A 21237-nucleotide genomic window follows, 5' to 3' on the forward strand; every position below is an offset into this window, starting at 1 on the left:
ATGATGATGCGACATTTTCTTCTCTCCTGCGCCGCCCTGCTGGTCCTCTCGGCCTGTGCCATCGACGACAAGCTGCCGCAGCCCGAGAAATTGCTGCGGGTCAGCACCGGCAGCTATGGCGGTGTGTACTATCCTTATGGTGTTTCCGCCTGCCGGCTGTGGAATGCGGACCAGAGCCTGTCGACCACGCGTTGCCTGGTACAGACCTCGGCCGGCTCGGGCCAGAACATCACCCGGCTCAAGGATGGCCAGGTCGATTTCGCCCTGGTGCAGGTGGATGTACTGGCGGCCGAGATCGAACGCGAACGCCAGGCCGGCCGGGAATCGCCACTGCGTGTGATCGTCGCCGGGCCGCAGGAGGCGCTCACCGTCATCGTCAATCCGGCCAGCGGCATTACCAATGCTGCGGCCTTGAAGGGCAAGCGCATCGCGCTCGGCCCCCAAGGTTCGGGCCAGCGGGCCACGGCGCAGCGGCTGTTTGACTCCTTAGGCATTAATATTGCCGATGTGCAGGATGTACCGGCGCTTACATCGGGCCAGCAGGCGCGCCTGCTTTGCACTGGCGAACTGGATGCCGCACTTTATGTCTCGGCGCCACCGAGCGGCTATGTCGCGGAATCCGCGGCGGCTTGTGGTGGCATAATCCTCAGTCTGGATGATGCAGTACGCGATGGCATGATTGCGCGCAATCCGCATTTCCGCCGCATGGTGGTGAAACGGGACGAGTATCGCGGTCAGGTCGCCGATATCAACACCATCGGCGTCGGTTCCCTGGTGGTTACCCGCGCCGATCAGCCGGCTGAAAGTGTTTATCGTCTGACCCGCCTGCTGGTCGGCCAGGTGGAAACCTTCAAGCGTCAGCATCAGGCTTTGCGCGATACCACGGCAGCGGCCATGGCGGCAACGCCAGCCTTTGTGCAGCGGCATCCTGGCGCCGAACGCTATCTGCGCGAGGCGCGCCTGCTGCCATGACCCGTATCCGCCGCATGTCAGCGGCCTTGCTGCTGGCGGCTGCCATGATGACTGGTGCCGCCCTGGCACAGGTGCCACAGGGTGAAGGGGATTACACGGTGCGGGCGCAATTGCGCTCGCGCACATTCACCACACTGGCAGCCGCTATGCCGGGCGTGATCCTGCGCATGCCGGTACGCGAAGGTGACCAGTTGGCAGCCAATGCCTTGGTCGCGGTAATGGATTGTGCCGTGCAGCAGGCCGGCAAGAAGGTGGTGGAGGCGCGCCTGACAGGCGCCCAGGCGAAGTCGCGGGTGAATGAACGTCTCACGGAACTGAACATGGCCAGCGTGCTTGAAAGCGAATTGGCCAAGGCAGAGGAAGCCCAGGCCCGCGCGGAGCTCTACGCCATAGATGTGACCTTGCGCAAATGCGAGGTCCGCGCGCCTTTCGCCGGCACCGTCGTTGCGCAGGCTGCCCGCGCTCATCAATTCGTGCGTGAAGGCGAACCGCTGATCGAACTTTACGATACTGCCAGCCTTGAGGTGGAGCTGATTGTCGCGTCGCGCTGGCTGGAATGGCTGCGCCCTGGCGCCGCCTTCACCATCACGGTGGATGAGTTGCGCAAGCCGGTACGCGCTGTCGTTGATCGTTTCGGTGGGCGCGTCGATCCGGTAAGCCAGACCGTGCGGCTGATTGGCCGGGTGGAAGGTGAACATCGCGATCTGCTGCCAGGTATGAGTGGCCTGGCACAATTCCAGCGGGCCAGATAGGCAAGCCATGGGTGCGGCCGCTCCCCCTAAGTCACCCGATACGGCATCGGATGCGGCAGGCGAAGGCGAGGCGCTGAAGCAGCTTGCCACTCTGCTGACCTTGCAGCGCAAGGCGCAGGCGGCAAGGAGCCGCGCCGAAATCGGCTTCCTGCTGGCCAATGACAGCCAGCTCCTGGCGCCCTACCGCAATGCAGTGCTGTGGCTCTATCGCGGCAAGCGGCGTGGCCGTATCGAAGCAATGTCTGGCGTACCATTGCCGGCGCGTGATGGTCCTTATGGCCATTGGGTGGCGAAGCTGTGCCGCTTTTTGGGCCATGACAGCCGCGGCAAGCCGAAACTGCTGACACCGGACGCGGCGCCCGAGGGACTGCGGCCGCAATGGCGCGAACATTTCCCGGCCCAGGCTTTATGGTTGCCGGTAACCGGCGCTGCCGGGCGACCCGTCGGTGCGCTGCTGCTTGGCCGCGATCAGCCCTGGCCGGAACGCGATATCCGCCTGCTTACCAGTTGGGCCGATGCAGCGGGGCTGGCGCTGGATGCGGTGATCAGCAGTGAAGCCTTGCCACTGCGGCTGTGGCGTTTCCTCGCTGCTCGGGGTGCCCATCTTGCCGTCGCCATCGCCTTGCTCGCAGCGGCAGGTCTGTTCATTCCGGTGCAATTGACCGTTCAGGGTGCAGCGGAAGTGATTCCGTTGCAGGCATTAGTGGTACGCGCGCCGCTCAATGGTGTGATCGAGGAAATCGCCGTGCGGCCAAATGCGCCGGTCAGTGCCGGCGCCCTGCTGGTGCGCTTCGATGATCGCGAGATCCGCGCCAAGTTGGATGTGGTGCGCCATGGCCTGGAACTGGCACAGGCGGAATACCGTCTGGCGCAGCAGGCCGCCATCACCAGCCGCGAGGCTCAGGCCAATCTCAATATCCTGCGCGAACGCATCGAGCAGCGTCGCGCCGAAGTGGTGCAGGCCGAGCGCCTGCTGGAGCGCGTGGAACTGCGCGCCGACCGCGATGGGGTGGCGGTGCTGGCCGATGCGGAAGGCCTGAAAGGCCGGCCGGTGCGGGTAGGAGAACGCATCCTCAGCGTGGCTGATCCAGGGCGTGCCGAACTGGAAATCTGGATTGCCGCAGCTGACAGTATCAAGCTGCCCGATGGCGCTGCGGTGGATTTCTTCCTCAATATCGAACCCGGAAAACCGCGTCCGGCGCAGTTGGCCTATACCAGCTATCAGGCAGTGAATTCGCCAGCCGGCATCCTGGCTTTCCGGGCCACTGCGCGGTTTGCGGAGGGCGAGGTGCCGCCGCGCATCGGCCTGCGCGGCACCGCCAAGCTGCATGGCGACAAGGTGCCACTGGGCTATTACCTGCTGCGCCGCCCGCTGGCTGCGGCGCGCGAGATGATCGGCTTCTGACATGCTCGCGCTGCGTCAGGATCTCACCCTGCTGCCGGTGGAGCCGGATCGAGACGGCCATCCGGCCTGGGTGCTGCATGATCCTGCCCAGCACCGCTTTTTCCGTTTCGGCACCGCCGAGATCGGCTTGCTGGATGCCATGGCACGCCCGGAAGCGCCGGATGCAAAGGCTTTCCTGAAGGCCAATGCGGCCCGTGCCGAAGCCTTCCTGGGATACCTGCGGCAGATGAATCTGCTGCAGGGGGCCGGCGATGCCGAACGCCAGCGGCTGCTGCAATCGCGCAAGCAGCAAAGCCCAGGTTGGCTCACTTGGGCCTCGCGCAGCTACCTCTCGCTGCGCCTGCCTTTGCTGCGGCCCGATGCGTTCCTGGATGCCACCGCCGGTTACATGCGCTGGTGGTTCGATCCGCGCATGAAATACGTCATGCTGGCGCTCGGCCTGCTCGGCCTTGCTCTGATGCTGCCAAGGCTCGACCTGTTCTTTGCCACCATTGCCGAGAATTTCACCCCGGCGGGTTTCCTGCTCTATGGCATTGCCCTGGTGCTGGTGAAGATCGTGCATGAATTCGGCCATGCCTATACCGCCAAGCATCACGGCTGCCGCGTGCCGGTAATGGGCGTTGCCTTCATCGTGTTCTGGCCGATCCTGTATACCGATACCACCGATGCGTGGCGGCTGCCTTCGCGCGCGGCGCGGGTGGAGATCGATGTTGCCGGCATGAAGGTGGAAATCGCCATGGCCGTGCTGGCCCTGCTCGCCTGGTCATTGCTGCCGGAAGGGCCGTTGGCGGCGGTCTGCTTCATGATTTCCACCACCAGCCTGCTGCTCACTTTCGCGGTGAATCTCAATCCGCTGATGCGCTTCGATGGCTATTACCTGCTGTCCGACTGGCTCGGTATCGAGAATTTGCAGGAACGTGCCACGGCCCTGGCACGTTGGCGCCTGCGCGAAATCCTGTTCCGGCTCGGCGATGCACCGCCGGAGAAACCCAGCAACCTGCTGGTGGTCTATGCGCTTAGTGCCTGGGCCTATCGCCTGCTGCTCACGCTTTCGATTGCCGCTTTTATCTACAGCTTCTTCTTCAAGCTGCTTGGTGCACTGCTTTTTGCCTGGCAGCTCTGGCTTTATGCACTCAAGCCAATGCTGAAGGAAGTGACATTGCTGGCGCCGCTGTTGCCACGCCTTGTCAGAAGCGGCCGTGCCTGGTTCAGCCTTGGTATTTTCGCCATGGGCCTGTTGCTGCTGGCTCTGCCTACCGATCGCAGCCTGTCGCTGCCATCCTATCTGCGTGCCCGCGACGTGGTGGTGATCTATGCACCCATGGCTGGCCGGGTGGCTGCGCTTGGCGCCGCCAATGGCAGTCAGGTGGCAGAAGGCGTGCCGCTGCTTGAGATCGCTGTTGAAGACTTGGCGCTGGAAATCGAGCAGACCGAGCGTAACGCCGCGATGCTGCGCTGGCAGCTTGAGATGCAGAGCCTAGCGCCGCCCTGGATGCGGCGCGGTGGCGTGATCGAAGCGGATCTCCAGGCCACCATGACGCGGCTGCAATCCTTGCAGCAACAGGCCGGTCGCACGCGCATCGTGGCACCCTTCGACGGTATGGTGCGGGATATGCTGCCCGATCTGGGGCCAGGCCAGTGGATTGGTGAGGGCGAGGCTGTGTTCACATTGACGAGCCCGCAGGCCTGGGAGGTGATTGCTTTTGTCACTGAATCCGATGCCGAGCGGTTGATGCCCGGCGCGGATGGCCGCTTCGTGGCAGGTGATGGCAGTCGTGCGGCCTTGCCGGTGCGGGTCACGGCTGTCGATGCCACCGCCTTGCGTGAATTTGACCAACCTTATCTTTTGTCATTGCATGGCGGTCCGCTGCAGGCACGGTCGCGGCCGAATGGCGGCGCTGAGCCGCTGCGTGCCTATTACCGCGTGCGCATGACAGTACTCAATCCCGGTGCCGAAGCAGTAACCCCTGCGGCGCATGTACTTACCGGTCATGTCGTCCTGGATGTGGAGCCGCGCTCGCCGGTGGCGCTTGGTGTCACGCATATGCTGGCAGCACTGCGCCGCGAAGCCAGCTTCTAGCCTGTTTCAGCAGGCATCAGAAAATCTTGATTCGCTGCGGTTCTTGTCGTTGCCGTATTCGGAATCATTTGTTGTTGACGTGACTTTTATACTCCGCTCTAATATTGGCACGTCGTTTTACATAGTGGAACAACATGACGGCCAAGACAGTTCAGAAGAGTTTGGTCCTGCTGGATCTGCTGTCACGCAGCCGCGAGCCGCGTGGCGTTGCTGAATTGGGCCGTGAACTCGGGCTGCCGAAAAGCAATGTCTTTCGTCTGCTCGATACCCTGGTGGAAGGCCGCTATGTGCGGCGCCGGGAACAGGATAGCCGCTATGAACTGACGCTGAAGCTGTGGGAAATGGGCATGATGTCCTTCTCACAGGAGCGGCTGGTGGAAGTGGCGCGGCCTTTCCTGGATCGCCTGGCGAATGAGACCGGCGAATCCGTGCATCTGGCAATCTACGACGAAGGCGAGTCGGTGTTCATCGACAAGCGCGATGGCACGCATCCGGTGCGTGGCGTCACGCAGGTCGGCAGCCGGGCACCGGCCTATTGCTGCGCCACAGGCAAGGTAGCACTGGCTTATTGCGCGCCGGGCGAACTGGCCCGTGTCGCCGCCCGCATGAAGCGGCAGACACCGACGACGATCACTTCGGGGCCTGTACTGCAGCGTGAAATCAAGACCATCCGCCAGCTGGGCTATGCGGTCAATCGCGGCGAATGGTTCGAGGATGTGTGGGGCATTGCCGCCGCGGCGCGCAATGGCGCCGACAGTATGGCGGCATCAATTGGCATCTGGGCGCCCAAGCACCGTGTTTACAAACAGGTGGAACCGCTCGGCAAGACCGTGGCGGCGATGGCCGATGCGTTGTCTGTCGCGCTCGGCTGCACACCGAGAAAATCCGACGTTTCTGCAAGCAAGGGGAATTAGACATGAACGTGCATGGCTTGGTTATCGGAACGATCATGGCGGCGGCCGCCAGCTTTACCGCCTTGTCGGCAAAGGCTGCCGACCTGAACGTCTACATGCCGCAGGGCGTGGTCGGTGCCGTGGAAAAAGTGCTGGTGCCGATCATGCGCGACAAGTTCAACACCAAGGTGGTGATCACCCCGGTGCTGAGCGGCCAGGCCCTGACCAAGGCGGTGGCGCAGCGCGCCAATCCGGAGATCAGCGTGTTCATGCTGGATGAGGGTCCGTGGCTGCAAGGCAAGCAGGCCAATCTGTGGGATAAGCTGGAAGGCCTGCCCAATATGGCGCAGATTCCGGCGCGCTTCCGCGATGCCGATGGCATGGGCAGCGGCTTCCTGCTCTATCTGCTCGGCCTGCTTTACGATGAGAAGGCTTTTGCCGATGCCAAGCTGCCGGCGCCGACTTCCTATGAGGATATGTGGAATCCGGCGCTCAAAGGCAAGGTAACGATCTCGGATGCCAACAGCACCTTCTCTTATGCGCTGCTGTTCAAGATCAATGAATTGCAGGGTGGCAAGGCGGCTCAGTCGGTCGATCCTGGTTTCGCCAAGCTGGCCCAACTGGCGCCGAATGTCGGCACCTTCCATGGCGGCGCCTCGACGCTGATCCCGCTGTTCTCACAGCGCCAGGCCTGGATCGGCTTCAATGCCAGCTTCCCGGCGCAGCGTCTGGCCGCCGATGGTGTGCCGATCCGCTGGGTGGCACCGAAGGAGGGCGCCATCGCCGTGGTCTCCTATATCGCCATCGCCAAGAATGCGCCCAATGCCGAAGCTGCGCGCCAGTTCGTCAACCTGATTCTGTCGCCGGAATACCAGGCGGCGCAGACCGAAACCGCTTTCGGCGGCTACGTCAATCCCAATACCAAGCTGACTCCGGAATTCGCCAGCAAGTTCCTGCTCAAGCCCGAGGATATCGAGAAGGCCTCGGTGATGTCGTGGGATGTCTATCTCGCCAAGCGCACCGAACTGAGTGGCCGCTGGCAGCGTGAGATCGAGAAGAAGTAAGCATGTCTTCCAGTCCGGTATTGTCGTTGCGTGGCGCCACCAAGGCTTTCGGTGGCGCCACGGTGCTCAAATCCATCGATCTGGATATACAGCAGGGTGAGTTCGTCTCGCTGCTTGGGCCGTCTGGCTGCGGCAAGACCACGACGCTGAATATCATCGCCGGTTTCACCGCGCCCGATAGCGGCGATGTGATCATCAATGGCCAGCGGGTCAATGACGTGCCGCCGCATCAGCGCGATCTTGGCATGGTATTCCAGGGTCATGCGTTGTTCCCGCATATGACCTGCTTCGACAACGTGGCTTTCGGCCTGCGCATGCGCAAGCTGGCGCCTGAGATGATCCGCGAACGTGTATTGCAGGCGTTGGATCTGGTGCGGCTGGCGGATTTCAGTCAGCGCTATCCGCGCGAGCTTTCCGGCGGCCAGCAGCAGCGTGTCGGCTTGGCGCGCGCCCTGGCAATCAATCCGCGTGTTTTGCTGCTGGATGAGCCGCTCAGCAACCTGGATGCCAAGCTGCGGCGCGCCATGCAGAGCGAACTGCGCAGTATCCATACCCAGCTGCGCACCACCATGGTCTATGTCACGCATGACCAGGAAGAGGCGTTGACGTTGTCGGATCGCATCGCACTGATGCGTGACGGTAGGATCGAGCAGATCGATACCCCGGAAGGCATCTATTGCCGGCCGCAGACGCGCTTTGTTGCCGATTTCATCGGCTCCTCCAGCTTCCTGCGCGGTGTCGTGGCGGAAGTGACCGGGCAGGGGGCGCGGGTCCGTGTTGGCGATGCCGGCAATGTGCTGGTGGCTCATGATGCACCGCTGGCGGTCGGGCGTGAGGTACTGCTCGGTGTCCGCGCCGACCGTATCCGTCCCGCTGCTGCCAGCCCGGATACGTTGCGTGGCCGTGTTGCCGACCGCATTTTCGCCGGTGCCAGCACCCATCTGCGGATTGATCTTGGTCAGGGTGATGAAATCGTCGCGCATCTGGCCGAGCCACCGGCACCGGAACTGGTGACGGATGCGCCGGTAGCCATTGCTGTTGCTCCACGCGACTGGATCGTGCTGCCATGACACGGCGTTCGCCTGTTGCGCTGGTGCTGCCGGCGACGCTCTGGTTGGCCGTGTCCTGGGCCTGGCCGCTGCTGCTTGTGTTCAGCATGAGCTTCCGCACCATGGATCAGATCACCTTTGAATTGTCCGGTTTTACGCTGGGGCATTTCTACCAGGTGCTGACCGATCCGTTTTATCTCGACTCGTTGCTGCGTTCTGTCCGCATTGCCGCCATTGTCACGCTGCTTTCGGCTCTGCTTGGCTATCCGGTGGCGCTGCATATCGCCCAGACCACGTCGCAGCGGGCGCGGACGGCCTACACCATGATCCTGCTGATCCCGATCATGATCAGCCTGGTGGTCACGGCGTTCGCCTGGATTTTGATCCTTGGCCCCAGTGGTTTCATCAACCGTGCGCTGACTTTCCTGGGCGTGACCAGCGAGCCGATCCAGTTTCTCAATTCCGAATCCGGGGTGATAGCCGTGCTGGTCTACAGCTTCGGCCCCTACATGATCATCAATATCTGCACGGCCATTGATAAGATCGATCCGGCGGTGATCCGTGCCGCGCAGTTGCATGGCGCCGGCCCCTGGCGGGTTTTCCGCTCGATCATCCTGCCCTTGAGTTTCCCAGGCATCCTCTCCGGCGGCCTGATCGTGTTTTCCCTCTCGGCAGCGGCTTTCGTCACACCCTATGTGATCGGCGGCAACCGGGTGAAGGTGATTCCGCTGCAGATCTATAATGCCGCTGTCACTACCTTTGACTGGCCGATGGCGGCGACGCTCAGCATCGTGCTGCTGGTCATCTCGCTTGCCCTCACTGCCCTGGTCGGGCGCTATACCGAACGCCGCTTCGCGGCATGGCTGCGTGGCGCATGAAATTCCCGATTGTCAGTTACCTCGCCTGGGCGATCTACGCCGCCATCCTGGTGCCGATCATCATGGTGATCGGCGCTGCCTTCACGGAGACGCGGTATATCACCTTTCCTCCGGTCGGCTTCACCTGGCGCTGGTATGGTGCCGCCTTTGCCGATAGCTCATTGATGAATGGCCTCTGGCTCAGCAGCCTGGTGGCGCTGGCCAGCGTCGTCATCGCCACCTGCCTCGGCACGGCGGCGGCACTCTATCTGGCGCGGCCCGATGCGCGTTTCCGTGGCGCATTTTCCAGTTTCTTCCTGGCGCCGCTGAATGTGCCGGCAGTGATGACGGCTTTCGCCTTGCTGCTGGCCTTCACGCAATGGCATCTGATCAACTGGCGCGGTCTGATCATCGCCCATGTTATTCTCACTTTGCCCTATATCGTGCGCTCGGTGCTGGTCAGTCTGGCGGGTCGCGATGGCGCGGTGGAGCGTGCCGCCGCCATCCTCGGTGCCAGTCCATTGAGAGTGTTCTGGCATGTCACGCTGCCGATCATCCGGCCCGGTGTGCTGGCCGGTGGCACCTTCGCTTTCCTGATCTCGTTCAACAACGTGCCGGTGTCGGTGTTCATCTCCACACCCGGCTCGGCGCCGTTCCCCGTGGTGCTGTTCAACCGCATGCAATGGCTGGCAGAGCCTTCGGTTGCCGCCGCCGCCACGCTCGCCATCCTCGGCACCATCGCGGTGATGCTGCTTCTGGAATGGAAATTCTCCTTCTACCGATCGATGTTCCGATAATGTCTGCAAACAGGAGTACAAGATGAAAGCGGACCTGGTTCTCACGGGTGCTGATGTCGCGACCCCCGGCGGCGTAGTGCGTGCCGATATCGCCATCAAGAATGGCCGTGTCGTCTGCCTCACCTCGGGTGAACTGACTCCGGCGGCGGATGAGGTGATCAATCTGTCCGGCAAGACCATCCTGCCGGGCGGTGTCGATACCCATACACATCTGCGCGAGCCGGGCTTCACCCACAAGGAAGATATTGTCACCGGCACTCAGGCCGCGGCAGCCGGCGGCTATACCATGGTCTCCGGCATGCCGAATGTCGATCCGGTCACCACCACGGTGGAACGCTATCTCGATGCCATCGAGCGCTACAAGCAAAGCTCGCTGGTCGATTTCAACCACAATCCGTCGCCGACCAGGCTGGAGGAGGTGGGGCCGCTGGCTGAGGCCGGTGCCATGGGCTTCAAGGTGTTCATGATCACCGACAAGGGTGCGGTTTACCCGCACATGCCCGAACTCGGCGTGCATCATCAGGGCCGACTGTTCGAGATCGCCGAGGAGGTGAAGAAGACCGGCCGCCCGATGATGGTGCATCCGAATAACCAGGAACTGATCGATACGCTGTCGGAGCGCGCCATCAAGGCCGGCGATACCAGCTATCAGACCGTGGCGCGGCTTTCGGCTTCCTATGACGGCATCGTGTTCGATTCCGCCATCAGCTATCTCTGCCGCCTGCAGGAAGTGCTGGGGTTCCATCTGCATATCCTGCATCTGCGTTCACCGCGCTCGCTGGATGTGATCCGTCAGGCCAAGCGCAATAAGCAGAAGGTCACGGTCGAGACCAACCCGCATATGATGTTCCTGTGCAATGACTGGAACGAGATCGAGCGGCTCGGCCCCTATGCACTCAATCTCTGGAACGGCCCCGACACCACCGATCTGCTCTGGCAATGCCTGCGTGATGGTGTGATCGACGTGATCGGCTCGGACCACGCGCCGCATCTGCGCGAGGAGAAGGAAATCGGCTGGACCAACATGTTCGTTGCCGCCAATGGCACGCCGAAGATCCAGGAAACGCTGCCGCTGTTCCTTGATCAGGTGAATGCCGGTCGCATTTCGATGAACCGCCTGGTGGAAATCTTCTCCAGTGCACCGGCGAAGATTTTCGGCCTCTACCCGCGCAAGGGCGCAATCCAGGTTGGTTCCGATGCCGATCTGGTGGTGGTGGATACCCAGCGCAAGCAGGTGCTGCGCAATGAGGACATGCTCAGCAAGTGCGGCTGGAGTTCCTGGGATGGTCGCGAGGTCACCGGCGCTGTGGACCACACCTTGGTGCGCGGTCAGTTCGTCTATCGCGACAGCAAGATCGTCGGCAAGCCGGGTTATGGCCGCCATACCAAGCCGCTGCGCGGCGAAGAAGCCGACCGTATGATGGATATGTACGCCGCCGCCCGGGTCTGAAGATGCGCAAGATTGTCATGCACCGGGCCGGTGGCCCGGATGTGCTGGAAATGACCGAAGTGCCCGAGCCGCAGCCGGGCCCAGGCGAAGTGGTGGTACAGGCCGAGGCCATCGGCGTCGGCTGGCCTGATATCCTGATCCGGCGCGGTTCGTATAAGTGGATGCCGCCGCTGCCCACCAGTCCGGGCAGCGATCTGGCCGGGCGTGTCATCGCTCTGGGAGGCGGTGTCGATGCCGCCATGCTGGGCCGGTCGGTATTGCTCACCGCGCGCGAGTTGAAAGTGCGTGGTGGCTGCTATGCCGAGCAGGTGGCGGTTCCCGCCGATGCCCTGTTCCTGCTGCCTGAAGGCGTTGATCTCGATGCCGCTGTCTGCCTGCCGAATTATCAGGTGGCGTGGAACCTGTTGCATGTGGCACCGCGCGGTCAGTTGGTGCGGCGGTTGTTCATCAACGGCGTTGCCGGCGGTGTCGGCAGTGCGCTGGCCCAGCTTGCCAAAGCGGCAGGTATCACCGTGCTTGGCAGTGTCAGTTCGCCGGAGAAGGCGGCTTTCGCGCGGAGCATCGGTGTCGATCATGTGGTCAATTACCGCCATGAAGATGTCCAGGCCCGCGTGCTCGAACTGACGGCTGGCGAGGGCGTCGATCTTGCTGTCGATCACATCGGCGGCGAGGGCTTCACCAAGCTGTTTGGCCTGCTGGGCAATTGGGGCTTGCTGGTTTCCTACAATGCCAGCGGTGGTGTGCCGCAGGAGAATCTGTTGCAGGCGTTGCGCGATCATGGCACCAAATGCCTCGCCGTCCGCATCTTCGAGATGCATCTCTACGATCATGACCGCGAAGGTCGCCGCCATATCATGCAGAAGGTGATTGATGCGTTGGCTGCAGGACGTATCGCACCGGTAGTGGCGGCGCGTTTGCCGTTTGCTGGCGCACCTCTGGCCCATGCCATGGTGGAAGAGGGCAAAGCCTGCGGTAAGGTGCTGCTGAAGCCGGCGCTGGACCGCCTGTGGGCCGCAGCATGAGTGATGCTGGCCGCATCCCGGTTTCTGTGATCACCGGCTTCCTCGGCAGCGGCAAGACCACCTTGCTCGGCCGGCTGCTGCCGAAGCCGGAACTGGCCGATACGGCTGTGATCATTAATGAATTCGGCGAGATCGGCCTGGACCATGAACTGGTCGAGAGTTCCGACGACCATATGGTGCTGCTGAGCAGCGGCTGCCTGTGCTGCACCATACACAACACGCTGGTCGAAACCCTGCGCCTGCTGCATGATAAGCGCGAATGCGGTGAAATTCCGCGTTTCCGCCGCGTGCTGGTGGAAACCACCGGCTTGGCCGATCCGGCCCCCATCATCCACACGCTGATGGATGATTCCTTCGTGCGGCATCATTTCCGTTTCGATACCATCATCACCACGGTGGATGCCCTGCATGGTAACGGCCAGCTGGACGAGCACCCGGAATCACTGAAGCAGGCAGCCGTGGCCGATAGCCTGGTGCTGACCAAGACGGATATTGCCGCTCCTGAAGTGGTGACGGCTCTGCGCGAACGCCTGCTGCGGCTCAATCCCGGTGCTACGCTGCATGTGGCACAACAGGGCGAGATAGACGCCAATCTGTTTTTTGGCACCGGGCTTTACGATCCTTCCGGCAAGGGCGAGCAGGTGGTGCGCTGGCTGAACGCGGAAGCCTATGGCCATAATGATGATCATCACCATCATGGCCATGATCACGACCACCACGATCATCATCACGGCCACAGCCATCAGCATGGCGGCGATGTGAACCGGCATGATGCCCGTATCGTCGCGCATTGCCTTACCTTTGATGCACCGCTGAACTGGCGCTATTTCAGCCCCAATCTGGCTTCCCTGGTCAGCCGCCATGCGGAAAAACTGCTGCGGGTGAAAGGCATCCTGAACGTGGAGGGCGAGGCCCGGCCGGTGGTGGTGCATGGTGTGCAGCACCAGTTTCACCGGTTGCTGCTGGATGCCTGGCCTTCGGATGACCACCGTTCCCGCCTGGTAGTGATTGCCCGCGACCTGGATGGGGCGCTGCTGCGCGGCTGGCTCAAGCCCGATAGCCTGGCCGATATTTCCGGCTGACCCACAGGCTCCCCGGGTCGATTAAGACCCAAAAAAACTTAGCCTCACATTGATATTGGTTCGTTTGAATTTGCCTCCGCTTTTGGTGGTGAATAGGGCCGGCCATGGTTCTGGCCTGTGATTCCCTTAAGCGTGATTCCCCTGAGGCGTGCAATGGAAGTGGATTATGTGATCGTTGGTGCGGGTTCCGCCGGCTGTGTCGTTGCCGAGCGGCTCGGGCGGCAGCCGGGCAGCCGTGTCCTGGTGCTGGAGGCTGGCCCGGAGGATAGCTCGTTCTGGATCCGCATGCCGCTGGGCTATGGCAAGCTGTTCTACGACCGCCGCTTCAACTGGTGCTACACCGCGCGCCCTGATCCCGGCCTGAATGGCCGCGAGGATTACTGGCCGCGCGGCCGCGTTGTCGGCGGCTCCAGCTCGATCAACGCCATGGTCTATATCAAGGGCGATGCCCATGGCTATGCGCAATGGCAGCAGGCCACGGGCGATGCCGGCTGGGGGCCGGAGAGCATGGCGGCGCAATTGCGCCAGATCGAAAGCTACGAGCAGGGTGGCAATGAATGGCGCGGCGGCACGGGACCGCTGCCGGCACATTCGATCCAGGATGAAGCGCATCCGCTGACCCAGGCTTTCCTTGATGGCTGCGCCGAACTCGGCCTGCCGCGCAACGTGGATTTCAACGGCGCCAGCCAGGAGGGCGTCGGGCTGTATCAGGTCAATACGCGCAATGGCAAACGGGTTTCCGCCGCCGATGCCTTCCTGCGCCCGGCTCTGTCGCGCGGCAATGTCACGTTACTCACCGGCGCCCAGGTGCTGGGTCTGGTGTTCGACGGCAGCCGCTGCATCGGTGTGCGCTATCAGCGCGGCGGCCAGATCGAGACGCAATATGCCCGTGCCGAGGTGATCGTGGCGGCCGGCGCGGTGGAATCGCCAAAGCTGCTGCAGCTATCCGGCATCGGGCCGGGGGTGCTGCTGCAGCGCCATGGCATCCCGGTGCGGTTCGATAATCCGAATGTCGGCGATCACCTGCAGGATCATCTTGGTGTTGGCTATAATTTCCGCTCCCGGCTGCCGACGCTGAACCAGGAACTGGCGCCATTGTTGCGCCGGCTGTTCAATGGCGCACGCTATCTGCTTACCGGACGCGGGCCGCTGGCCTTGTCGGTGAACCAGGTGGGCGGTTTCTTCCGCAGCTCCGCCGCGCGCAACTGGCCAAATATCCAGCTTTACATGCAGTTGCTTACCACGCTGGAAGCCAAGAAGGGTTCCCGCCCGCTGCTGACGCCCGATCCGCATCCGGTGCTTTCTCTGGCAGTAACCAACGCGCATCCACGCAGCCGTGGCTCGATCATGATCGACAGCCCGGATGCGATACAGCCGCCGGCAATCCGCCCCAACGCCTATGACGTGCCGGAAGACCTGGAGGAAATGCTGGAGGCGGTGAAATTCATCCGTCGTCTGGCTGCCACGCCGCCAATGCGCGCCATCATCGCCGAAGAACTGCGCCCCGGTCCGCAATGCAGCAGCGATGATGAATTGCGCAACGATATCCGCCAGCGCAGCGCCACGGTCTATCACCCCTGCGGCACCTGTGCCATGGGGGCAGATCCGCAGCGCAGCGTGCTGGATGCGGATCTGCGGGTGCGTGGCATTGCCGGCCTGCGCGTGGTCGATGCTTCGGCTTTTCCAAATATCCTCAGCGGCAATATCAATGTACCAGTAATGCTGCTGGCCTCGCTCGCTGCCGAGCGGATCGTGCGGGCAGCAAAGAACTAACGCGGCTTGCGCTTGTCGCCGTTCTTGCCCGGATTCTGATAGCGCTGCGCTTCCTCGATCAGCCAGGCGCGGAACAGCAAAGCCTCGGGCTTTGCGGCTTCGCGGCTCTGCGGCGTCAGCAGGTAATGTGCGCTTTCCACCGGTAGGGTGAAATTGGTCGGCGCCTTCACCGGCAGCAGCGCCGTGGCGGCATCGGCATAGAATTTCAGCACGATCGCGGAGCCCAGGCCATTAGCCGCCAGCATCAGCGCCGCGAGCGAATTATCGACGCGGATCGAGCGTTTCTCGGAAGGTGGCTGCATACCCAGCAGCCGGAAGGATTCCGCCCAATGATCCTCGTAGCCGACGATATGGATCAGCGGCTGCTTTTCCAGTTCGGCGAACAGCTTGTGCTGGCCCTGGCGTGCCACGTCGCTCAAATGCGCCGGCACAACCACCACCGACTGCTCCTTCAGCAGCATCTCGATTTCGTACCCGGGCCAGTTGCCGCCGCCAAAGCGGATATCGATATCGGCGGATTCATCGGGCAGGGCATCGGCCCAGACCAGGGAGAAAAGCTGGATTGAAATGCCGGGATAGGCGGACTGGAAACGCTGCAGGCGCGGGGCGAGAAACAGCGACACGAAGGAAAGCGGCGCGCGGACTGTCACCGTGGCGCCGGCGCCGGTGCCGAACAGTTTCACCGTGGTGGTGGCAAGCTGTTCCAGCGCGTGGCGCACATCCGGCAGATAGGCAGCGCCCATGCCGGTAAGCCGCACGCTGCGCGGCAGGCGCTCGAACAGCGGATAGCCAAGGAATTTCTCCAGCGAACGGATCTGATGGCTTACCGCCGTGGAGGTGAGGTTCAACTCATCGGCTGCGGCCGTGAAGCTGCCCAGTCGGGCGCCGGCTTCGAAGGCGCGTATCCATCCCAGTGGCGGTAATCTGTAGGCCATTTCTGAGGCTCAAAAATTATTGGTCTTAGCGCGATAAAACTTCGTTTGAGTTGGCCTGTCAACTTTCCGATAGTGCCCCCGGAGACGAAACGCAGCCCGAGATCGCGCATACGCGGCTATCGGTCCGGCATTGGAAGTGATGATGACCGCAGTCGTAAATTCCTGGATCAAGGCTTATCTCGAAAGCGGCACCGTGCCGGCTTTGCCCGATGGTCATTTCATTGATGGCAAGGTGGTGCCGAGCCTTTCGGGAGAGCGCATGGAAATCGCCGACCCCGGCATGGGCCGCGTGTTCATGAGCGTGGCGGCGGCTGGTGCCGACGATGTCGACGCGGCGGTGGCCTCGGCGTTGCGCGGTTTCCGCATCTGGCGCGATACCGCGCCGATGGAGCGCGGCCGCGTGCTGGCCCGCATGGCGGCGCTGATGCTGCGCGACATGGAGCAGCTTGCCTTTGCTGAAACGGTGACGGTGGGCAAGACCTACACCGAATCCTGCAACAACGTACGCAGTGCCGCCCGCACTTTTGAATATTATGCCGGCGCGCCGGATAAATTGCAGGGTGACAGCATCCCGCTGGGGCCGGCACAGCTTGGCATGACGCTGCTGGAGCCGCTCGGCGTGGTTACCCAGATCATCCCGTGGAATTACCCGATCACAACGTTTGCCCGTGGCATCGCGCCTGCGCTGGCTGCCGGTTGCAGTGTCATCGCCAAGCCGGCCGAGACCACGCCGCTCACCGCCGTGATGCTGGCGCAACTGCTCTGTGAAGCCGGTCTGCCGGCGGGCGCGTGCAATGTGCTGCTCGGCCTTGGCACCGTGGCGGGTGCCGGTCTCTCGGCGCATCCCGATGTGGCGCATATCACCTTCACCGGCTCGCCCAAGGTCGGTACGGCGGTGATGACGGCGGCGGCACAGCATTACGCCAGTGTGACCATGGAGCTGGGCGGCAAGTCGCCGCTGATCGCGCTGGCCGATTGCGATGTCGAGGCGGCGGCTGACGGAGCCGTGGCGGCGATTTATGAAAATGCCGGCCAGATCTGCTCTGCCGGTTCACGCCTGGTGGTGGACAAACGCATCCATCGCCCGCTCGTCGAAGCGATTGCGCAGCGGGTGGCACGCATCTCTGTCGGCCATGGCCTGCGCGGTGCCAGCATGGGGGCGATCAACTCCCGGCGGCAAATGGAGCGCATTCTCGCGTTTCTCGATCAGGCCAAGGCGCTTGGCAGCAAGGTTGCGTTCGGGGGGGCACGGCATCTGGATGCGGTTGACCCGGAAGGCTGGTTCATCCAACCAACGCTGCTTGATGATCTTGCGACTGACCACCCTTGCGTGCAGGAAGAGATCTTCGGCCCGGTGCTCTCGGTGCAGGTTGTCGATGGCATTGAGGATGCACTGCGCGCGGCGAATTCCACGCGCTACGGCTTGATGGCGGGAATCTATTCCAAGGATATTGGAGCCGCCTTGGCTCTGGCGCGCGACATCAAGTCGGGCCAGGTAACGATCAACAATTATTGGGGCGGCGGCGTCGAAGTTCCCTTCGGCGGTGTCGAGCAATCAGGGTTCGGACGCGAGAAGGGCTTTGCAGCGGTGGCTTCCTATTGCCGCACCAAGAGCCTGGTCGCGAAAGTACCCTATTCGCAGAACGCACGGGTCTGAGTATGGCATCGATTACATTGAAGAAGGTCAGCAAGCGCTTCGCCGGCATGACCGTGGTGGACGGCATCGATCTTGCCATCGCCGATGGCGAATTCATGGTCCTGGTCGGCCCCTCGGGCTGCGGCAAATCCACCACGCTGCGCATGATCGCCGGCTTGGAAGCGACATCGGGCGGCGAAATCTGGATCGGCAATCGCGATGTCACGCAGCTTGATCCGAAAGACCGCAACATCGCCATGGTGTTCCAGAATTATGCGCTCTACGCGCATAAGAATGTCTACGGCAACATGGCTTTCGGCCTGCAGATGCGCGGCACCGATAAGGCGGAGATCGATCGCCGGGTGAGGGACGCGGCGCGATTGCTGGATATCACCGATCTGCTGGAGCGCAAGCCGAAGCAGCTTTCTGGCGGCCAGCGCCAGCGCGTTGCGCTCGGTCGTGCCCTGGTGCGTGAGCCGGATGCCTTCCTGCTCGATGAGCCGCTGAGCAACTTGGATGCCCAGCTCCGCGTCCGCATGCGTGAAGAGATTGGCGCGCTGCATGCCAAGACCGGCCGCAGCATGGTCTATGTCACTCATGATCAGGTCGAGGCGATGACGCTCGGCGACCGTATCGCGGTGATGAAGGCCGGTATCCTGCAACAGGTCGGCGCGCCACTGGAGCTTTATGACCGGCCGGCGAATCTGTTTGTTGCCGGCTTCATCGGCTCGCCGGAAATAAACCGGATGGATGCCATGCTCAGCTTCGAGAATGGGAAGTTCGTTTTGCATGGCGAAGGCTTCAGCCTGGTGCTGCCGGATTCGGCACACAGTGCTGGATTGAGCCCTGGCGCGGTGGTGCTGGGCATCCGGCCCGAGAGCCTGGCGCGCAGTGATACGGGCGATTTCCAGGTCGAGATTGATCTGGTGGAGCAGATGGGGGCGCAAACCTTGCTGGTCTGCCGCAGTGGCGGCACCCGGTTGCGGGCATTGATGGCGCGTGACGACAGCGTCAGCCGCGGTCAACGCGTGGCGCTGCGCTGGGCTTCCGGCAGCCTGCACCTGTTCGATCCGCAAAGCGGGCGCACGCTTTATTCGGCCAAGAGTTGATCCATACCAAGTGCATCAGAACACGATCTAGGGAGAGGACAATGACCAAGAAACCAAGCAAGCAGAATTCCACCCAGACTCAGCCTACACTGGCTCAAGCCGGCATCACCCGCCGCTCCGCGCTGAAGGGCGCCGGTGCTTTGGCCGGCGGCATGGCGCTGGGTTTTGCCGCGCCGGCGGTGCATGCGCAGCAGAAGATCGTGCGCTTCCTGAACGGCGAGCCGAGCGCAGATAGTGTGCGCGCGCTGCGTTTCGCCGCCGCGCAGTATGAAAAGCTCACCGGCGTGCAGGTGCGCATCGATTCCGTGCCGGGTGGCGCCGCGTTCCAGAAGCTGCAGGCATCGATCCAGGCTGGCCAACCCTATGAGATCGGCACGCTGAGCTTTGTTGGCGATGTGCTGTTGCTGGCCGGCGAGAAGAAGATCGTGCCGCTGAATGATCTGGTGAAGAAGTATGATTGGGGTCCGCGCATCCTGTTCCCGATGAACGGCAACAATTACTGGTACCCCTATGACTACAATCTGTGCTGGATCAATTACCGCAAGGATCTGTACGGCAAGAAGGGCCTGAAGGCGGCGACCAATTGGGCCGAGTATCTGCAGAACCTCACAGCGGTTACCGGCGGCGGCGATGGCCAGCTGCGCCATGGCGTGGTGCATCCGCTGGGCAGCGACGATGCCACCAATTACACGGCCTTTGGCTATCTCTGGGCCAACGATGTCCGCATCCTCGACGACAAGTGGAATGTGGTGATCGACTCGCCCGAGATGGCGCCGCGCGTGCTCGAATATCTCGATTTCATGGCCGATCTGGTGAAGCTGATGCCGCCCTCGCCGCGCCAGGCGAGCTGGGCCAACCTGGTGGGCGATTTCCAGGGCGATATCGTATCGCATACCCCGGGCACTGGCCGCCTGATCGACCAGATGAACCTGACCATGCCGGCGAAGGCGGCGAATGTTGCCTCCTGCCTGTATCCGTCCAAGTCGGGCAAGAAGTTCGCGGTCAACCACGGCTATGATGGCTGGGTGGTGCTGGATACGCCAATGACCCAGGAAGCGATCAAGTTCCTGACCTGGTTCTCGGACGAGCATTTCATCAACTTCCTCCATTCCTCGCCGATCCACTATCAGCCGACCCGCCTGGATATCTACAAGGATCCGCGCTGGCTGGCGCATCCGTCGCTGGAGACCTTTGCCAGCATCGTCGAGATGCAGAAGCAGGTGCTGTCCGATCCGAATGTGGTGATCCGCTCGATCGACACCGAAGGCCCGGAACCGGATGTGCGTGCCGGCAAGCTGTTCCGCTCCTTCGCGTTGCCGGAAATGGTGCAGGACCGTGTGTTTAACGGCAAATCCTCGGCCGAAGCGCTCAAGACGGCGGCCGAGAAGATCCGCAAGGTCATCGCGTGATCGCTCCGGCGTATCCTTTCTCAACGGTGTTTACCGCCAAACCGCCTCTGCCCAGCGTGGCAGGGGCGGGTAGGGGGCTGTCATGATGCGTGGCGACCGCGTTATCTACGCTATTTTCATTCTGGCTTTTGCCCTCACGGCGCTGCTGATTTTCTACCCGGCCTATCATGCGGTGGAATTGAGCTTCCAGCATCGCAAGTCGCTGGTCTCGGCACCGGAATGGGTTGGCTTCGCCAATTATGGCCATGTGCTCGTCATGCCGGAATTCTGGTCGGCACTGGGCCGCGGCGTGATCTTCTCCGGCTGCTCGATTGCCTTGCAACTTGGCCTTGGCCTCGCGCTGGCAATCCTGCTGGACCGCAAGCTGCCGGGCATGGCAGTGATCCGTGGCCTTTCCGTGCTGCCCTATCTGCTGCCCACCGTGGTGGTGGCGCTGACCTTCCGCTGGATGCTGGATGGTTCGACCGGGATAATCAGTCATCTCGCCAAGACGCTGGGCTACACCCATATCGCGTGGGCCGATCATCCGGTGGCGGCGATGGCCACGGTGATCCTGATCAGCGTGTGGATATGGACGCCGTTCGTCACGCTGGCCTGCCTTGCCGGCCTGCAATCCATCCCGGAAGAACTCTACGAGGCCGCCCGCATCGATGGCGCCGGCGCCTGGAACCGCTTCCTGCATGTCACCCTGCCGCAGCTTCGCTCGGTGATCCTGGTGGTGCTGCTGCTGCGCACGATCTGGATGTTCAACAAGTTCGATATCATCTGGCTGATGACGCGCGGCGGGCCGCAGCATGCCACCGAGCATCTGCCGGTCTTGTCCTACCGGCTGGCCTTCGAGCTTTACGATGTTGGCAAGGGGGCTGCCATCTCCACCATTTCCTTCCTCATTCTGTCGGGTCTGATCGTGCTGTATTTCCGCTTCTTCCCGCTCGATCAGAAGGATTGAGCC

Annotated in this window: 18 protein-coding genes; 17 read left to right on the forward strand and 1 reads right to left on the reverse strand. The window is 62.3% G+C overall.

Annotated features, from left to right (window positions below; all coding sequences use genetic code 11):
- The 13 genes from ACQY7X_RS14435 (at position 1) to ACQY7X_RS14495 (ending at position 15196) form a co-directional block, all read left to right on the forward strand.
- On the forward strand, positions 1–972 hold the full coding sequence (locus ACQY7X_RS14435; protein WP_428246115.1) for a TAXI family TRAP transporter solute-binding subunit: 972 nt from the start codon (positions 1–3) through the stop codon (positions 970–972).
- Positions 969–1724: an efflux RND transporter periplasmic adaptor subunit gene (locus ACQY7X_RS14440; RefSeq protein ID WP_428246116.1), complete on the forward strand. Its 756-nt coding sequence runs from the start codon at positions 969–971 to the stop codon at positions 1722–1724. The genes ACQY7X_RS14435 and ACQY7X_RS14440 overlap by 4 nt, the downstream gene beginning before the upstream one ends.
- A 7-nt stretch (positions 1725–1731) precedes the next feature.
- Entirely contained in the window at positions 1732–3129 is a 1398-nt protein-coding gene (locus tag ACQY7X_RS14445) for an efflux RND transporter periplasmic adaptor subunit (RefSeq protein ID WP_428246117.1), read from the forward strand.
- Between the two features lies 1 nt (position 3130).
- Complete coding sequence (locus ACQY7X_RS14450) at positions 3131–5209, forward strand: HlyD family efflux transporter periplasmic adaptor subunit (RefSeq protein WP_428246118.1); 2079 nt, start codon at positions 3131–3133, stop codon at positions 5207–5209.
- A gap of 134 nt (positions 5210–5343) precedes the next feature.
- Positions 5344–6123 (forward strand): IclR family transcriptional regulator, encoded by a 780-nt coding sequence (locus tag ACQY7X_RS14455; RefSeq protein ID WP_428246119.1) that lies wholly within the window; start codon positions 5344–5346, stop codon positions 6121–6123.
- 2 nt (positions 6124–6125) lie between these two features.
- Positions 6126–7166, forward strand: a complete 1041-nt coding sequence (locus tag ACQY7X_RS14460) for an extracellular solute-binding protein (RefSeq protein WP_428246120.1) — start codon at positions 6126–6128, stop codon at positions 7164–7166.
- 2 nt (positions 7167–7168) lie between these two features.
- Positions 7169–8236 (forward strand): ABC transporter ATP-binding protein, encoded by a 1068-nt coding sequence (locus ACQY7X_RS14465; RefSeq protein ID WP_428246121.1) that lies wholly within the window; start codon positions 7169–7171, stop codon positions 8234–8236.
- Complete coding sequence (locus tag ACQY7X_RS14470; protein WP_428246122.1) at positions 8233–9093, forward strand: ABC transporter permease; 861 nt, start codon at positions 8233–8235, stop codon at positions 9091–9093. Before ACQY7X_RS14465 ends, ACQY7X_RS14470 begins: the two co-directional genes overlap by 4 nt.
- Positions 9090–9869 carry an ABC transporter permease gene (locus ACQY7X_RS14475; protein WP_428246123.1) on the forward strand — a complete coding sequence of 260 codons (780 nt, stop codon included), beginning with the start codon at positions 9090–9092 and terminating at the stop codon, positions 9867–9869. The genes ACQY7X_RS14470 and ACQY7X_RS14475 overlap by 4 nt, the downstream gene beginning before the upstream one ends.
- Positions 9870–9891: 22 nt before the next feature.
- Complete coding sequence (locus ACQY7X_RS14480; protein WP_428246124.1) at positions 9892–11319, forward strand: dihydroorotase; 1428 nt, start codon at positions 9892–9894, stop codon at positions 11317–11319.
- A 2-nt stretch (positions 11320–11321) separates the two neighbouring features.
- A complete protein-coding gene (locus ACQY7X_RS14485) occupies positions 11322–12341 on the forward strand; it encodes a quinone oxidoreductase family protein (protein WP_428246125.1) in 1020 nt (339 codons plus the stop codon).
- Complete coding sequence (locus ACQY7X_RS14490) at positions 12338–13423, forward strand: CobW family GTP-binding protein (RefSeq protein WP_428246126.1); 1086 nt, start codon at positions 12338–12340, stop codon at positions 13421–13423. Before ACQY7X_RS14485 ends, ACQY7X_RS14490 begins: the two co-directional genes overlap by 4 nt.
- Before the next feature lie 153 nt (positions 13424–13576).
- Complete coding sequence (locus ACQY7X_RS14495) at positions 13577–15196, forward strand: GMC family oxidoreductase (RefSeq protein WP_428246127.1); 1620 nt, start codon at positions 13577–13579, stop codon at positions 15194–15196.
- Here ACQY7X_RS14495 and ACQY7X_RS14500 read toward each other — a convergent pair.
- Positions 15193–16131, reverse strand: a complete 939-nt coding sequence (locus ACQY7X_RS14500; RefSeq protein ID WP_428246128.1) for a LysR substrate-binding domain-containing protein — start codon at positions 16129–16131, stop codon at positions 15193–15195. The genes ACQY7X_RS14495 and ACQY7X_RS14500 overlap by 4 nt on opposite strands.
- A 142-nt stretch (positions 16132–16273) precedes the next feature.
- On the opposite strand from ACQY7X_RS14500, the gene ACQY7X_RS14505 reads away from it, so the two are divergent.
- From ACQY7X_RS14505 to ACQY7X_RS14520, 4 genes are all read left to right on the forward strand, one after another.
- Positions 16274–17788 carry an aldehyde dehydrogenase family protein gene (locus tag ACQY7X_RS14505; protein ID WP_428246129.1) on the forward strand — a complete coding sequence of 505 codons (1515 nt, stop codon included), beginning with the start codon at positions 16274–16276 and terminating at the stop codon, positions 17786–17788.
- A gap of 2 nt (positions 17789–17790) precedes the next feature.
- Positions 17791–18876 carry an ABC transporter ATP-binding protein gene (locus ACQY7X_RS14510; RefSeq protein WP_428246130.1) on the forward strand — a complete coding sequence of 362 codons (1086 nt, stop codon included), beginning with the start codon at positions 17791–17793 and terminating at the stop codon, positions 18874–18876.
- A gap of 41 nt (positions 18877–18917) precedes the next feature.
- Positions 18918–20285: an ABC transporter substrate-binding protein gene (locus ACQY7X_RS14515; protein ID WP_428246131.1), complete on the forward strand. Its 1368-nt coding sequence runs from the start codon at positions 18918–18920 to the stop codon at positions 20283–20285.
- A gap of 82 nt (positions 20286–20367) precedes the next feature.
- Entirely contained in the window at positions 20368–21234 is an 867-nt protein-coding gene (locus tag ACQY7X_RS14520) for a carbohydrate ABC transporter permease (RefSeq protein WP_428246132.1), read from the forward strand.
- The last annotated feature ends 3 nt before the right edge of the window (positions 21235–21237 follow it).

Origin of the sequence: Ferrovibrio sp., assembly GCF_965278975.1 — a bacterium.
Lineage (GTDB): Bacteria > Pseudomonadota > Alphaproteobacteria > Ferrovibrionales > Ferrovibrionaceae > Ferrovibrio.

Bases quoted from the DNA above. Each gene is read 5' to 3' on its own strand.
- ACQY7X_RS14435 (WP_428246115.1), top strand. From the start codon at position 1: ATGATGATGCGACATTTTCTTCTCTCCTGCGCCGCCCTGCTGGTCCTC.
- ACQY7X_RS14440 (WP_428246116.1), top strand. From the start codon at position 969: ATGACCCGTATCCGCCGCATGTCAGCGGCCTTGCTGCTGGCGGCTGCC.
- ACQY7X_RS14445 (WP_428246117.1), top strand. From the start codon at position 1,732: ATGGGTGCGGCCGCTCCCCCTAAGTCACCCGATACGGCATCGGATGCG.
- ACQY7X_RS14450 (WP_428246118.1), top strand. From the start codon at position 3,131: ATGCTCGCGCTGCGTCAGGATCTCACCCTGCTGCCGGTGGAGCCGGAT.
- ACQY7X_RS14455 (WP_428246119.1), top strand. From the start codon at position 5,344: ATGACGGCCAAGACAGTTCAGAAGAGTTTGGTCCTGCTGGATCTGCTG.
- ACQY7X_RS14460 (WP_428246120.1), top strand. From the start codon at position 6,126: ATGAACGTGCATGGCTTGGTTATCGGAACGATCATGGCGGCGGCCGCC.
- ACQY7X_RS14465 (WP_428246121.1), top strand. From the start codon at position 7,169: ATGTCTTCCAGTCCGGTATTGTCGTTGCGTGGCGCCACCAAGGCTTTC.
- ACQY7X_RS14470 (WP_428246122.1), top strand. From the start codon at position 8,233: ATGACACGGCGTTCGCCTGTTGCGCTGGTGCTGCCGGCGACGCTCTGG.
- ACQY7X_RS14475 (WP_428246123.1), top strand. From the start codon at position 9,090: ATGAAATTCCCGATTGTCAGTTACCTCGCCTGGGCGATCTACGCCGCC.
- ACQY7X_RS14480 (WP_428246124.1), top strand. From the start codon at position 9,892: ATGAAAGCGGACCTGGTTCTCACGGGTGCTGATGTCGCGACCCCCGGC.
- ACQY7X_RS14485 (WP_428246125.1), top strand. From the start codon at position 11,322: ATGCGCAAGATTGTCATGCACCGGGCCGGTGGCCCGGATGTGCTGGAA.
- ACQY7X_RS14490 (WP_428246126.1), top strand. From the start codon at position 12,338: ATGAGTGATGCTGGCCGCATCCCGGTTTCTGTGATCACCGGCTTCCTC.
- ACQY7X_RS14495 (WP_428246127.1), top strand. From the start codon at position 13,577: ATGGAAGTGGATTATGTGATCGTTGGTGCGGGTTCCGCCGGCTGTGTC.
- ACQY7X_RS14500 (WP_428246128.1), bottom strand. From the start codon at position 16,131: ATGGCCTACAGATTACCGCCACTGGGATGGATACGCGCCTTCGAAGCC.
- ACQY7X_RS14505 (WP_428246129.1), top strand. From the start codon at position 16,274: ATGACCGCAGTCGTAAATTCCTGGATCAAGGCTTATCTCGAAAGCGGC.
- ACQY7X_RS14510 (WP_428246130.1), top strand. From the start codon at position 17,791: ATGGCATCGATTACATTGAAGAAGGTCAGCAAGCGCTTCGCCGGCATG.
- ACQY7X_RS14515 (WP_428246131.1), top strand. From the start codon at position 18,918: ATGACCAAGAAACCAAGCAAGCAGAATTCCACCCAGACTCAGCCTACA.
- ACQY7X_RS14520 (WP_428246132.1), top strand. From the start codon at position 20,368: ATGATGCGTGGCGACCGCGTTATCTACGCTATTTTCATTCTGGCTTTT.